At 71.1% G+C, this 886-nt stretch carries 1 pseudogene; it reads left to right on the plus strand.

The features are described 5' to 3' along the window. Nucleotides 1-419: 419 nt before the first annotated feature. A pseudogene (locus P3H78_RS33165) lies at nucleotides 420-716 on the plus strand (carbonic anhydrase); the annotation flags it as partial. Nucleotides 717-886 lie beyond the last annotated feature (170 nt).

An 886-nucleotide genomic window follows, 5' to 3' on the forward strand; every position in this document is an offset into this window, starting at 1 on the left:
GCCCCCACCTCGCCGCCACCCACCCCGACCTCGCCGCCCGCCTCGACGCCCTCACACCCCCCTGACCCCACCACCGACCCCGACCGGCCCTTCGCGAGCCCCCTGGCCACCGCACAAAGCCCCCCTTCGGGCCCGGGGACGGGCCCAGACCGCCTGCGGCCTCACGGTGTGCGCGGACATGGCTCGTTCAGCCGACAGCGCGAGCAGCGCCTGGCTCGTTGCGCAGATGTGCAGGACAAACGGAGAGCTGCGGACCCGTACGTGGCCGGGCATCTGCGCCGCGCGCTGCGGTTCCGCACCGAGGGCGCCCTCGCCCCAGCGCCTGGGTGTGACGCTGAGGTCGCCAGCGCCGCCCGTTCCTCACGCCTCCGGCCGGACCAGTGGCTGCGGCAGCAGATGCCACCTCGTAGGTTGCCGCCATGACCGAGAAGATCCAGACGCCGACGCCCCGCGACGCCTTCGACCTGCTCATGGCCGGGAACCAACGCTTCGTCGCCGGCACCCCCGAGCACCCGAACCAGGACGCCACCCGCCGCACTGAGACCGCACCGTCCCAGCAGCCCTTCGCCGTGCTGTTCGGATGCTCCGACTCCCGGCTCGCCGCCGAGATCATCTTCGACCGCGGCCGTGGCGACCTGCTCGTGGTCCGCACCGCCGGGCATGTAGCCGGTACCGAAGCACTCGGGGCTCTACTCCACCAGCCACAAGTACCCGGCCCAGCAGCGCTTCTACACGATCACCGCGAAGGCCAACGCGGGCGACCGCTCGGGGGTGGACGTAGTGCACACCCCGTCTTCGGACGGCGTGGACATGGGCATCGAGGGCACCCTGTACTTCAGCCTCAACCTTGACCAGAAGACGTTGCGGGACTTCGACGACAAGTTCG

The organism is Streptomyces tropicalis, from assembly GCF_029269835.1.
Taxonomy (GTDB): domain Bacteria; phylum Actinomycetota; class Actinomycetes; order Streptomycetales; family Streptomycetaceae; genus Streptomyces; species Streptomyces tropicalis.